The sequence below is a fragment of the Ottowia thiooxydans genome (assembly GCF_040548795.1).
Lineage (GTDB): Bacteria > Pseudomonadota > Gammaproteobacteria > Burkholderiales > Burkholderiaceae_C > Ottowia > Ottowia thiooxydans_A.
Window position 1 is genome coordinate 38,234 of sequence record NZ_JBEPSH010000012.1, and the last position, 12,084, is coordinate 50,317.

The window sequence follows — 12,084 nt, forward strand, 5'->3', positions numbered from 1 at the left end:
TGAACGCACGCCCCGCAGCCTTGGCGCCTTACCGGGAAAGCCTGTAGGGCTCTTCGAATGCCAGAAAATCCTGCTCGGCCAGGGCACCGTCGATCCATGCCTTGACACCAGGCAGGGCGCACACGCGGCCAAGATAGGCTTGGACGGTTGCAGGCACAGGCAGCGCATAGGTTTTGATGCGCATGACGACTGGTGCGAAATAGGCGTCAGCAATGCTGAAATCGCCATACAGGCAGGGTCCGCCATGGTTCGACAAGGCCTCATCCCATAGACTGCACAAGCGACGGAGGTCTGCCCCTACGCTTGGCTGGTCGCGTAGAACCAGGGCGCCAATATGCGGCAGGCTGGCTTCGATGTTCATCGGGCAGGCACTGCGCAGCGCTGAGAAGCCCGAATGCATTTCAGCGCAGGCGCTTCGTGCGTGGGCTCGCGCCTTGGTATCTTTTGGCCAAAGCTGCTTTTCAGGAAATGCTTCGGCCAGGTACTCCGCAATGGCCAAGGTGTCCCAGACGGCCAGTGCGCCATCCACCAGCAACGGCACCTTGCCTGTCGGGCTGAGCGCTTGCAACGCGCGCTTGAACTGCGAATCTGCTTCGAACGAATCGAAACGCACCATCTCTTCCTCAAATGGGATACCTGATTGCTTCAGCAGCACCCAGGGGCGCATGGACCAGGACGAGTAATTTTTATTGCCGATATACAGCTTGAGCAAAGGGCACCTCCATCTTGAATATTCCGTACTGCTGTCAGGGTGAGTTGAGTACTAGTTAGAGGGTCGGTCCAGCTCTGTGCTCAGATCCACCGCCCCCGTGGGCAGGGGTCCCACCGTACCCAGGCGGGCCTTGAGCGACTGGGGCCTGCCCGTCAGAATGGCAGCGTAATCCACCGTGTTGGAGAGGACTTTCTTGACGTAGTCACGGGTTTCCGAAAATGGGATGTTCTCCGCCCATAAGGCTCCTTCCAAGGTAGGATTCAAACCACCCGGTGCGCGCCATACCCTTGGCCTGCCAGGACCCGCGTTGTACGCAGCGGCTGCCATGGGCAATGAACTCTGGAAGTCGTCCAGCGCCAGCTTGAGGTAGTTGGTGCCCAGCAAGATGTTGGTGTCCTGCTGGTAGATCTGATCGGGCGTGAAGCCTGTCATGCCAATCTTGCGCGCCGTCCAGCGGGCCGTGGCTGGCATGACCTGCATCAGACCCGACGCACCAACCCCTGAACGCGCCGCAATGATGAAGCGGCTCTCCTGACGGATCAGACCATAGACATACGCAGGATCGAGGCCAATGGAGCGAGATTGATTGACGACCGCATCCCGGAAAGGCATGGGAAAGCGCTGTCCGTAATCCAGGAATGAACGGGTGCGCTCACTGGTGTTGATACAGCGGTCCCACAGTTGGTGTTGGCATGCAAGATCCGCGGCGGCTTGCAGCTCACGTTCCGGCATACCACCTGGCGTATGCAGGTTGGTGGTGTAATTCCATTCACGCACACCCTCACTGCGCAGGCCAATTGAAATGGCCAGCAAAGCGCGGTTGAGTCCCGGGTGGTTGCGCGCGGCGGTTTTCTCGGCTTGCGTGAGTGCAGGAGGGGGGGCTGGTACGCTGGTCAGACGGCCAAGCTCTTCTTGAGCCAGCTTTTCATAGAACCCCTGCACACCCGCGATGCTCTCGAGCAATTGGCGAGGCAATTCGCGGTCAACATCGCTGCGGGCTAGAGCCATCAGGGATCGGGCACGCCAGTAGACCCAGGTGGGTTCTTCTCGCGCCTGAGGTTCCATGGCTTCTATGGCGGACTTCACGGTTCGCCACTGCCCCTGACGCATCGCTGCGCGCGCCTTCCAACCCAGAGTCTCGTCGTTCAGATCTGCGTCGCGCGTGACTCTGGCGAAAATCTGTACGGCGTTGTCCTGCAGCTTGAGCGCGGACTGCCGCCCGATCACGCCCCACACCCAATTGCGCTCTTCCGGGGTGAGCTGAACACTCCATTTGGATTCCATCTGCGTCAAGGCCTGGTCGAGGTCTTGTGTGGCCAGCTTGACAAGCGCCAGTACGATCAGTTCCTGCCCCTTGCGCGTACCCACTGCTGCGCGGCCTGTGAGGTATTTGATAGCGCTGGTCTGGATCTGGGCCACAGCGGCTGCAGCGTCTGGTGCATCCAGATTGACCGCCGCGCGTGCAAGGCTCGGCCTGTTGGCCTCCATGGCCAAGCGTGCCTTCTTCCAGAGGTCTGAAAAAGGCAGTTGGCCTGCCTGGTGAAGCAATCCTGCGGCCAAGAGGCAACCGTCGTCGAGGTCGCGCTGAGCAAACCAGTCGCGGCGAACATCGGCCACGGCGTCGGGGGCTAGAGCACGCCCTTGCGCCAGTTCAAGGGCGGCTGCGTAGCAGCGGACCTCTCGGTCGTCACGCATGCGAAAGCGCGGCCACTCTGCTGCAAAACCTGCCCAGTCACGCCGTTTACCTGCCAAGAGCAGCCAATCGTTGCGCAAGCGGTCTTCCTGATAGGTGCCGGGGTATTGAGCCAGGAGTGCCTGCACCTCCGGCAAACTGACCTCCTCCAGGCGCGCCTTCATTTCCCAATAGGCCGCCCAGGGTTCCAGAGCGTGCCCGCGTGTGGCCGGCAATAGAGCGGCCATGCGGGCCTTGTCTCCGCGCCTGGCGGCCTCGCGCATGTCCAGGATGGCGCTGTCGCTAACCGCCGAAGATGCCAAAACAGGCGCGTTGCCCAGGCTGCCCTGGGCCGTCGCGTGCCCCGGCAGCAAGGCTCCGCAAGCCAGCCACACAACGGGGCCGAGGAAGGATGTCAGAATCTTTGGAAAACACATCAAGGTCATTATGGACAATTCCCACAGAAAAAAAGCACTGCGCGAGCGCCTTATTGAGCAGCGATTGCATCTGGAAGACCGGCTGGCGCGCGCTGACAGACTGCAAAGCGTCATGCGAATTTGGCTGCTCGACCGTCCCGATACCGTGATTGGTGCCTACTGGCCCATCAAGGGCGAATTCGATCCATTACCGGCTCTGCACCGCTGGAAAGAAGACGGGGAGCTGCAGGGCGAGGCACAACGCCGTCGTATCGGCTTGCCGGTGATCGACAAGGTGCACAAAACGCTCACCTTTCACGTGTGGTACCCCGGCTGCCCCATGGAAGAGGACGCCTACGGCATTCCGAAACCCAAGGATACCGAACTCATTACCCCCACGCTGCTGTTTGTGCCCTGTGTGGGCTACGGGCCGGGAGGATACCGGCTGGGCTACGGAGGGGGGTTTTATGACCGCACTCTGGCAGCTCTGGAACCACGTCCCCACACAGTGGGGCTAGGCTTTACGAATGGCTTTCTCGACGACTTTGAGCCTGAATCGCACGACCAACCGCTGGACGCGATCCTGAACGACAACGGAATTGTGTGGCCTGTGTAAAAAAATGCTCACGATGTAATCCGACCGAATAGCTGCGCTCGACTTGTGCCCGCCCGCGATGCCGTCGATTCGGACGGCGTCCGCCAGGACATGGGGTGGTGATCGAAGGCGCAGTCAATCCAAATCGTTCACGAGGTCCGGATCCTCCCCTTCCCCACTCGTAATCCGCGTCAGCGCAGCCTGAGCGGACAGCCATTGGCCAAAAGCCTGAACCTCAGGTCGTACCGCACTGCGTGAGGCCACAAGGAGCCAATAGGCCATGGGTGAATGCAAGCGAGCACCCGGCAAGACTTCGATCAGGTCTCCGTTGGCCAGATTTTCTGCCACCAGCGGTGGGCGAGCCAATACCAAGCCCTGCCCCGCCAGCGCGGCCTGCACCATCTGATAGGCATAGTTGAAGCTTAACCAGCGCTTGGGGTGGGCGTGAGCCAACTCGTTCGAGTCAAGCCATCGCCGCCAGGTGAGCCACTCAAGATGAGGCGTGTAAGCGTCCCCCGCTTCAATCAGCGTGAAACCCAGAACGTCTTTGGCCTGCCGGATGGGTGGATTGCTGTTGAGCAACCAGGGACTGGCCATAGGCGTGACCGACTCGCCAAACAGACGACGAGCCGAAGGCGGCATGTTGGCAGCCGGAGCGTAGCGAATGGCGACATCTATATCAGCCAGCTCGAGATCGAAAGCCGTGTCTGAAGCGTCAATCCGTATGTCAATGTCGGGGTTTTCTCGCTGAAAAACCTCCAGCCGCGGAATCAGCCACATGGAGGCAAATGAGGCAAAAGTAGTTACAGAGACGTGCTTTCGCCCGGCACTCTGGCGAATGTGTCTCACAGCACCGTCTATCCGTGGCAAAGCCTGGGCCACCGCTTGCAGCAGTTGCATGCCCGCAGCGGTCAGCTCCACCGCGCGGGTATGGCGCAGAAACAGAGCCACACCCACCTCATCTTCCAGGCCCTGGATCTGCCGACTGACCGCCGATTGGGTGAGCGCCATCTCCTCCGCAGCCATACGAAAGTTCAAATGTCGGGCCACGGCTTCAAAGGCGCGCAGATGGCCTGCCTGGATGGGGCGGCTTCTAAGGTGAGTTTGCGAATGGAGCACGGCGCTCGCCATTGATGTGATTCTGGAATCAATAGCGTTGCCGAAATTCATTGGACTGTCAATGACTGCAGGCGCACTATAGCGACTACCAACTCATTCTGAAACTGTCCCCTTGAGGAGCCCGCCATGATCACCAATGCTACCCATCAGCCCGCGCAGCAACATGCGAGCGGCACATGGAAATTGCAGCCGGGGCAGGCGATGACCTTGCGGCCACGTCAGAACGGCGAGCTCCTGATCGTTCATGGCGCCGTGTGGGCCACCTTGAACGGCCCGCACGAAGGCCTTGGCAGCGGTCCCTTGGGCGATTTGCACTTGCAACCGGGCGAACGCCTGCAGCTGAACGCGGGACGGCAAGTGGTGCTGGAGCCTATCGTCTCTGGACAGTTTGGCCAAGCCACCACGCCTGAGGTCAACTTCAGTTGGGAGTACACCCCAGCGTCCTGGAAAGCCTCTGTGGCTGAGCCGGCAGATGATCTGACTCGGGCGCTGCATGAAGCCCGCGTAGCGTTTGCGCGTCTGGTGCGAGGTCTGGTGGCTTGGAGCGGAGAACGTATCGCACCAGCGGCTGCACGGCCTTGATTGTGAAGTCAACCGGACTGTGGGGCGCTCGCCTGAGTCCGTGTCTTGCCTCGAAGGTTTGGGCCAGAGGTGCGAGGTCTGCTCCGCAAGTCCCCTGACCGGGCACCTTCAACGATCTGTATCAGGTGAATCCCTCCTCTGAGCGCCCAGGAACCTTGCGGTTTTTGGGTTAGGCTAAGGGGGCGGCCCCCATCCTTCTTGGAATGGAGGCTTCCCGCTGACGGCTACAAGGAGGACGACACAAGATGGCTCAACAACTTTCACCCACAGAGATGGCTCTGCGCGATGCTGCGCGCGAGTACCACCGGTCTCCCACACGAGGCAAGATCGCCGTTTCGCCCACGAAACCACTTTCCAACCAACTCGATCTATCGCTCGCCTACTCGCCCGGCGTGGCCTATCCTTGCCTGGACATTCAGGCAGATCCGTCCAAAGCGGCCGAATACACCTCGCGCGGCAACCTCGTGGGCGTGATTACCAACGGCACCGCCGTGCTGGGCCTGGGTGACATCGGGCCACTGGCCGGCAAGCCGGTGATGGAGGGCAAGGGCTGCCTGTTCAAAAAGTTCGCCGGCATTGACGTGTTCGACATCGAACTGGACGAGCGCGACCCTGACAAGCTGGTGGAGATCATCGCTGCGCTGGAGCCTACGCTGGGCGGCATCAACCTCGAAGACATCAAGGCGCCGGAGTGCTTCTATATTGAGACGAAGCTGCGTGAGCGCATGAACATTCCGGTGTTCCATGACGACCAGCACGGTACCGCCATCATCTCGTCTGCCGCTTTGCTCAACGGTCTTGAGTTGGTGGGCAAGGACATAGGCCAAGTCAAGCTGGCTGTGTCTGGCGCCGGCGCGGCCGCCATTGCATGCCTTGACGTCATGGTGGCACTGGGAGTCAACCCGAAAAATGTGTTTGCCTGCGACTCCAAGGGCGTGATTTATGAGGGCCGCCCTGGCGGCTATGACGTCTCCAAAGCAAGGTATGCGCAGAAAACAGATGCGCGCACGCTGGCAGACGCGGTCAAGGGCGCAGACGTTTTCCTTGGCTGCTCAGCGCCTGGGGTACTGACCGAAGAAATGGTCAAAACCATGGCCGATAAGCCGGTGATCCTGGCTCTGGCCAACCCAGAGCCCGAAATTCGTCCGGAACTGGCCAAAGCCGCACGGCCTGATTGCATCGTTGCCACCGGCCGATCGGACTATCCGAACCAGGTGAATAACGTCCTGTGCTTCCCGTACATCTTCCGTGGCGCACTGGACTGCGGCGCGACCAAGATCACAGAAGAGATGAAACTCGCCTGTGTGCGCGAAATCGCAGCGCTCGCCAAAGCTGAATCCAGTGCCGAAGTGGCTGCTGCCTATGCAGGCAAGGATCTCCAGTTCGGTCCAGACTACATCATCCCGACACCGTTCGACCCCCGTCTGATTCTGCGCATCGCCCCTGCCGTGGCAGAGGCGGCGGTTGCTTCCGGCGTCGCGACACGGCCCATCGAAGACATGGACGCTTACCGCGCCAGCCTGGGCCGCTTTGTCTACCAGACCGGGATGGTGATGCAACCGGTGTTTGCTGCAGCCAAGGCTGTGCCCAACGCGCAAAAGCGCGTGGCTTACGCAGAGGGTGAAGACGAACGCGTGCTGCGCGCGGCTCAGATTGCGGTGGATGACGGTTTGGCTCTGCCCATCCTCATCGGCCGCCCAGCGGTGATTGAACAGCGAATTCAGAAGGCCGGTCTTCGTATCCGCCTGGGCAAAGACGTGGAGAACGTCAACCCTGACGATGACCCACGCTTTCGGCAGTACTGGGAGACCTATCACGGCCTGATGGCACGCAATGGCGTGACCACTGAAGTGGCCAAGGCCGCCGTGCGCCGCTCCAGCACCATCATCGCTGCGCTGATGGTGCACCTGGGCGATGCCGACGCCATGCTATGCGGAACGCTAGGTCGCTTCGACCAGCATCTCGAGCACATTGAGGCCATCATTGGTGTGGAGCCCGGCGCGCCGGGTCTGGCCACATTGAACGCGCTGATGCTGGAAGACCGCACGCTGTTCATGACAGACACTTATGTCAACGAAGACCCTAGCGCTGAGCTTCTGGCTGCGATTGCAAAAATGGCAGCCAAGGAAGTCGAGAATTTTGGCCTGCCACCCAAAGTTGCGTTTCTGTCGCACTCCAACTTCGGCACATCCAAGCGTGCTTCCGCACTCAAGATGCGACGTGCGCGAGATCTATTCCGTGAATTGGCACCGGATGTCGAGTGCGATGGAGAAATGCATGGCGACACCGCCTTGTCCTCCCTATTGCGCGACCGCGCAGTGACAGAAAGCACGCTGACGGGAGAAGCCAATCTTCTGGTGTGTCCCAACCTGGATGCCGCCAACATCTTGTTCAACGTGCTCAAGATCACGGTGGGCCACGGCGTGACCATCGGGCCGATGTTGCTGGGCACCGCAGCGCCGGCACATGTCATGACGCCTTCAGCCACCGTGCGTAGGCTGGTCAATATGACGGCGCTCTCTGTGGCCGAAGCGGCTGCGCGGCGAAACGCCTGAGCGTTGCAACTGTGGAGGCCAGAGCTTCCCGGAAACAGCGCTGAATGGCCCTTATCCTCACGCCAGCAAGAACCAGTAAACCCGCATACTGCGGGACTGGCTTCCTGCTTGCGCGGGATGACGAAAAAGGGTCGGGATGGGCAAGTTAAAAACTCCGGCCACAAGAACGAATCGCAGCGACGATTTTTTACCGGCCGGCGCATTCCTGATTCGCGGCAGCAGCTCTTGCGAGATGCCACAGCCGCCACTGCATAGGCACGACTACTTCCAGATCCATGTGAATCTAGCCGGCAGCACGCAGCAAACACTCGGTGCAACCACACTGCCCATCAGACCCGGCACACTCAGCTTCATCCTGCCCATGCGCATGCACCGCATCGACCATGTGGACAACGGTGACTTCTTCCTGATCAACTACCGCCTGGGCTTTCTGCGCCCGGAGAGCTCGCTGAATTTGCTGGAACTGGAAGACCTTCCTATAGGGGATATGCCTGAGCTTGCGCCCTTCATGTATCAGGAGCACATGGACTTCGTGCTCGAAGGCACAGAACTGCACGAAGCGTCGCAGTTATGTGAGCGCATGCTGAAGGAACAACAACAGGGGGCGTTCTACGCTACTGAATTCATCCGTGCAGACCTGACTCGCCTTATTGGTTTGGTATGCCGTCGCTGGGACGCGGCATTGCAGCGACTAGCCACCCAAAATCTACTGACAGGTAGCCGACGGGCCTCACTCGCCCGAGTCAGCCGGTACATTCGCGCTCATCTGGCCGACCCGATCACTCTGAGCGATGCGGCAGCGGCGGCTTTCCTGTCTCCGAACTACCTTGCGCACCTTCTCAAACGCGAAACCGGCAATACGTTTGTAGAGATCGTCACCGCGCGCAGAATGGATCTTGCCTGCAGCCTGCTGGCCAACACTGACCGGCCGATCGCCGAAATTGCAGCGCGGGTTGGCTTTGAGGACGAAGCGTACTTTTCCCGCCGCTTCCGCCAGTTGCGTGGACTGAGCCCCAGCCTCTTCCGCCAGCAGCACGCTACCCCTGTGCGCATCGCCTGAACCAGGAACGCTTTCACGATCCGAGCGGCGAAAAGTCCAAGTTCTGCCCAATCCGCTCCATGGGGTTCGCAGGAGAAGCGTTCCTATACTGGAGCTGTTCCCGTTCTCACCAGCAGGAGTTCAGATGCTCAATTGCACGCGCCGCTCGTACCTGGCCAGCGTCTTGCTCGCCGCTTTGTTGCCTGCGTCTGGCTTCGCCACCGACTACCCCAACCGCCCTCTTCGGCTGATCGTGCCGTACAACGCGGGAGGTAGCACCGACCTATTGGGGCGCATCTTTGCACAGCGCCTCAGCACGGTCTTGGGCCAGCCAGTGGTCGTGGAGAACAACGGTGGCGCGGCCAGCATGATCGGCAGCGGGCTTGTCGCACGCGCTGCACCCGACGGCTACACCCTGGGACTGCTCGACACAGCCTTTGCGATCAACCCCAGCCTTTATACGAAGATCCCCTATAACAGCCTGCGCGACTTCGACTTCCTCTCCGTGATCGCCACCGCCAACGCGGTACTGGTGGTCAATACGCAACGCGTCAAGGCACGCAACATCACCGAACTGGTCGCGCAGGCCAAGGCTCGGCCAGATCAACTCAGCTTCGCATCCGCAGGCTCTGGCACTGTCATACACCTGCACGGCGAAACTCTCAAGAATGCGGCCGGGATCAATCTGCTGCATGTGCCTTACAAGGGCGCGGGACCCGCCATCGCAGACCTCCTCGGTGGGCAAGTCGACATGATGTTCAACCTGGCCGGGCTGGTCACCCAACAGGTGCAGTCGGGCGCCTTGGCTCCGATCGCGGTAACCGGGCACACGCGCTCAAAGCAGTTCCCCCAGACTCCCACATTCGCTGAGGCCGGGTTTTCCGGGGTGGATGCTGCATCGCTATGGGTGGTCGCGGCGCCCAAAGGCCTGCCTGCGGATGTGCATGCGCGGCTTGTGCAGGCCATAGGCAAGACGATGGAAGAACCCGGCGTGCAAGCGAAGCTGGCTGAGAACTCCTTCGAAACCACGGTGATTCCCGCCCCGCGCGCGCTCGCCTTCGTCGAGCAGCAAATGACCAAGTTTTCGGCCGCCGTCAAAACTTCCGGCGCCACGCCCAATTGAACATGCGCATCACCCGTATCGTTGAACGCTCTGTACCACTGCAGACCCGCCTCTCGAACGCCCGCTCTGATTTCAGCCAGATGACCACCAGCGTGGTCGCCGTGGTGTCGGACGTCGTGCGTAACGGCCAAGCTCTGGTGGGCTACGCCTTCAATTCCTTCGGCCGCTACGCGTGCGGCGAGCAGATTCGAGAACGCATTGCGCCGCGAATTCTGGCTGCGCCCCCGCAAAGTCTGCTGGAGCCTGACCACAGCAACTTCGACCCCTTCGCGATCGCCCGGCAAGGACAGTACCGAGAGCGTCGTGGCGGCTACGCTGAACGCTCTATCCCCATGGGTACGGTCGATGTGGCCGTGTGGGATCTCGTCGCCAAGGTTGCTGGCCAACCTCTGCACAGGCTACTGGCGGATCGGTTCAACGAAGGTGCTGTCATGACGCGAGTCCCGACCTATGTCGGCGGCGGTTGGTATTTTCCAGGCCAGACAGCGGCTGATCTGCGTGCCGAAATGCAGCGCCACCAGGATGCGGGCTATACCATGGTCAAGATGAAGATAGGGGGAATGTCCATGGACGAAGACTGCCGTCGCATTGAGGCAATCTTGAGCATCATGGGCGAAGGAAACAATCTGGCCGTCGACGCCAGTTGCAGCTTCGACCGAGTTCAGGCCCTGGCCTATGCGCATGCCATCGCCCCTTACCGGCTGCGCTGGTTCGAAGAGCCGTGCGATAGCCTCGATTACAGAACCTTCGCTGAACTTGCCGCTGTATACGATGGACCGCTAGCCACCGGAGAGAACATGGCCTGCGCGTTGGAGCTGGATCATTTTCTGTCTTATGGGGGGTTTCGCGCTGACCGCGACATCATCCAGATTGACCCTCCGCTCGCCTTTGGCATCACCGAATACCTGAAGGTATTGGAGGTCGCCGAACGCCACGGATTTTCGCGCCAATCGATGTACCCACACGGCGGCAATTTGATGTGCCTGCACCTGACCGGCGGCCTTGGACTCGGCGCTTGCGAATCCTACCCTGACACCTTCGGGATATTCAGTGGCTTCGGCAACGAAGTCACGATCGAAGCCGGCCACGCAAGCCTTCCGCAATCACCAGGCATTGGCTTCGAGCAGCAACCAGCGCTCTATTCCGTCATGCGCGAACTGGCCGCCTAAGCGGCCCATACCAGGAGTTATCAATGAAAGTAGCACGCATGGCGACTGTCGCCGGCCCGCACGTCTGCGCGGTGGAGGGCGATCAGGTGTTGGACCTCGCGCTCGCAGCCTGCGAGAACGGAATGGACTGGTTGGCTCCACTGTTTCGGGACCTGCGGCTGTTTCTGGCCGCAGATGAGGCAGCCCGCTGCGCGGCTATGCAACTGGTGCGCGCCAGCCGGAACCGGTTCGTGCCGCTGGGCTCTGTAAAACTGCTGGCCCCCATAGAACACGGCTCGCGCATCCTGGCCCACGTAGTCAACTATGACGATCATGGTGCCGAAGGCCAATTGATTCCGCCAGAGCAACCTTTCTTTTTTACCAAATTGCCCGGCACGACCGTGGCCCACGGAGACCCGATCGCCAACCACGGCTTCAGCGAAAAAGTGGACTACGAAGTCGAACTGGCGGTCGTGATTGGGCGTGGAGGCAGGGATATCGCCGAGGGCGATGCGTATCGGCACGTGGCCGGCTACACCATCTGCAACGACATCAGCTACCGAGGCTTGCAAGCGAACGAGACAGCGCGCACGCTGACGGGTCGCTACGGGCAAAACTGGGTTCAGGGCAAGAGCCTGGACAGTTCATGTCCGTTGGGGCCAGCGATCGCATTGAGCGATGAGTTGCCAGACCCCTATCCCTTGCGAATTGTCTGCCGAGTCAACGGCGAGATCCGCCAAGACGCGTCCACTGCGCAAATGATCTACAAAGTGCCCAGGTTGCTGGCCAGCATTTCGCGTGCGATGACGCTGAACCCAGGTGACATCATTTCCACGGGCACGCCAGCAGGTTGCGGCGTGGCAGATGGGCGCTACCTGCGCTCCGGCGATCTCGTGGAGTGCGAAATCGAGGGGATCGGCATCTTGTCCAATCCCGTGGTACTGCACGGCGCATGACATCGAAGACGGCTCGCACATGCGACTCATAGGCCAATGTGAGTTCGCAGCCGATTGCCCGTCTTCCTGCCCTTTCAGGGTTTTCAACCACTGTCGAACAGGCCGACCGGATAGAACTCAAATTGCACGGCAAGTTGTGGGCACGCCGATTTAACGGCTGCTTCATG

The 12,084-nt window shown here is 60.4% G+C and carries 10 protein-coding genes; 7 read left to right on the plus strand and 3 right to left on the minus strand.

The window, feature by feature from the left end:
• Window positions 1–28: 28 nt before the first annotated feature.
• The gene (locus ABIE13_RS24270; protein WP_354448336.1) at window positions 29–712 is read right to left on the minus strand and encodes a glutathione S-transferase family protein; all 684 of its coding nucleotides are present in this window, start codon (window positions 710–712) and stop codon (window positions 29–31) included.
• A gap of 51 nt (window positions 713–763) precedes the next feature.
• On the minus strand, window positions 764–2,821 hold the full coding sequence (locus ABIE13_RS24275) for a transglycosylase SLT domain-containing protein (RefSeq protein ID WP_436278477.1): 2,058 nt from the start codon (window positions 2,819–2,821) through the stop codon (window positions 764–766).
• A 10-nt stretch (window positions 2,822–2,831) separates the two neighbouring features.
• On the opposite strand from ABIE13_RS24275, the gene ABIE13_RS24280 reads away from it, so the two are divergent.
• Window positions 2,832–3,416 (plus strand): 5-formyltetrahydrofolate cyclo-ligase, encoded by a 585-nt coding sequence (locus tag ABIE13_RS24280; RefSeq protein ID WP_354448338.1) that lies wholly within the window; start codon window positions 2,832–2,834, stop codon window positions 3,414–3,416.
• Window positions 3,417–3,530: 114 nt separating this feature from the next.
• On the opposite strand, the gene ABIE13_RS24285 is transcribed toward ABIE13_RS24280, so the two are convergent.
• Window positions 3,531–4,514, minus strand: coding sequence for a LysR substrate-binding domain-containing protein (locus ABIE13_RS24285; protein ID WP_354448509.1), 984 nt, complete (start codon window positions 4,512–4,514; stop codon window positions 3,531–3,533).
• Window positions 4,515–4,640: 126 nt separating this feature from the next.
• On the opposite strand from ABIE13_RS24285, the gene ABIE13_RS24290 reads away from it, so the two are divergent.
• The 6 genes from ABIE13_RS24290 (at window position 4,641) to ABIE13_RS24315 (ending at window position 11,917) form a co-directional block, all read left to right on the plus strand.
• A complete protein-coding gene (locus tag ABIE13_RS24290; protein WP_354448340.1) occupies window positions 4,641–5,096 on the plus strand; it encodes a DUF2917 domain-containing protein in 456 nt (151 codons plus the stop codon).
• Window positions 5,097–5,341: 245 nt separating this feature from the next.
• Window positions 5,342–7,651, plus strand: a complete 2,310-nt coding sequence (locus ABIE13_RS24295; protein ID WP_354448342.1) for an NADP-dependent malic enzyme — start codon at window positions 5,342–5,344, stop codon at window positions 7,649–7,651.
• Between the two features lie 232 nt (window positions 7,652–7,883).
• The gene (locus ABIE13_RS24300; RefSeq protein WP_354448344.1) at window positions 7,884–8,711 is read left to right on the plus strand and encodes a helix-turn-helix transcriptional regulator; all 828 of its coding nucleotides are present in this window, start codon (window positions 7,884–7,886) and stop codon (window positions 8,709–8,711) included.
• Window positions 8,712–8,835: 124 nt separating this feature from the next.
• Entirely contained in the window at window positions 8,836–9,813 is a 978-nt protein-coding gene (locus ABIE13_RS24305; RefSeq protein ID WP_354448345.1) for a tripartite tricarboxylate transporter substrate binding protein, read from the plus strand.
• Between the two features lie 2 nt (window positions 9,814–9,815).
• Entirely contained in the window at window positions 9,816–10,982 is a 1,167-nt protein-coding gene (locus tag ABIE13_RS24310; protein WP_354448347.1) for an enolase C-terminal domain-like protein, read from the plus strand.
• Window positions 10,983–11,005: 23 nt separating this feature from the next.
• Window positions 11,006–11,917 (plus strand): fumarylacetoacetate hydrolase family protein, encoded by a 912-nt coding sequence (locus ABIE13_RS24315; RefSeq protein WP_354448348.1) that lies wholly within the window; start codon window positions 11,006–11,008, stop codon window positions 11,915–11,917.
• Window positions 11,918–12,084 lie beyond the last annotated feature (167 nt).

What these genes read in the sequence shown, in the direction of transcription:
- ABIE13_RS24275 (WP_436278477.1), bottom strand. Translation starts at nt 2,821, where the DNA reads ATGTGTTTTCCAAAGATTCTGACATCCTTCCTCGGCCCCGTTGTGTGG.
- ABIE13_RS24280 (WP_354448338.1), top strand. Translation starts at nt 2,832, where the DNA reads ATGGACAATTCCCACAGAAAAAAAGCACTGCGCGAGCGCCTTATTGAG.
- ABIE13_RS24290 (WP_354448340.1), top strand. Translation starts at nt 4,641, where the DNA reads ATGATCACCAATGCTACCCATCAGCCCGCGCAGCAACATGCGAGCGGC.
- ABIE13_RS24295 (WP_354448342.1), top strand. Translation starts at nt 5,342, where the DNA reads ATGGCTCAACAACTTTCACCCACAGAGATGGCTCTGCGCGATGCTGCG.
- ABIE13_RS24300 (WP_354448344.1), top strand. Translation starts at nt 7,884, where the DNA reads ATGCCACAGCCGCCACTGCATAGGCACGACTACTTCCAGATCCATGTG.
- ABIE13_RS24305 (WP_354448345.1), top strand. Translation starts at nt 8,836, where the DNA reads ATGCTCAATTGCACGCGCCGCTCGTACCTGGCCAGCGTCTTGCTCGCC.
- ABIE13_RS24310 (WP_354448347.1), top strand. Translation starts at nt 9,816, where the DNA reads ATGCGCATCACCCGTATCGTTGAACGCTCTGTACCACTGCAGACCCGC.
- ABIE13_RS24315 (WP_354448348.1), top strand. Translation starts at nt 11,006, where the DNA reads ATGAAAGTAGCACGCATGGCGACTGTCGCCGGCCCGCACGTCTGCGCG.